We start from the raw sequence: 240 nt of genomic DNA, 5'->3' as shown, positions 1-240 counted from the left end.
GCCGTCGGCGTTTTCGTCTCCTGGCTGGGCGGTCGCGGCATTACGCTGATGGGAAACCAACCGCAGCTCGTCGCCGGGCTGCTGGTCGGTACGGTACTTGGCGTCGCGCTGTTTCGCGGCGTGCCGGTCGGCCCACTGATTGCGGCGGGGCTGGTCTCTTTAATTGTGGGGAAGCAGTAACTCGCCCGTCAGATACTGGCCTGGCGTCTGCCCCAGGCCTTTTTTAAACATGGTAATGAA

The 240-nt window shown here is 62.1% G+C and carries 1 protein-coding gene; it reads left to right on the top strand.

Annotated features, from left to right (window positions below):
- Positions 1-180, top strand: a 180-nt coding sequence (locus tag ACODJP_RS14450; protein ID WP_422482682.1) for a DUF441 family protein, incomplete at its 5' end; no start/stop codon positions are given.
- Positions 181-240: the final 60 nt, after the last annotated feature.

Origin of the sequence: Pleomorphochaeta sp. DL1XJH-081, from assembly GCF_049310885.1 — a bacterium.
GTDB lineage: Bacteria > Spirochaetota > Spirochaetia > Sphaerochaetales > Sphaerochaetaceae > CAYZJV01.
This window is presented reverse-complemented; position numbering and strand designations above follow the sequence as displayed.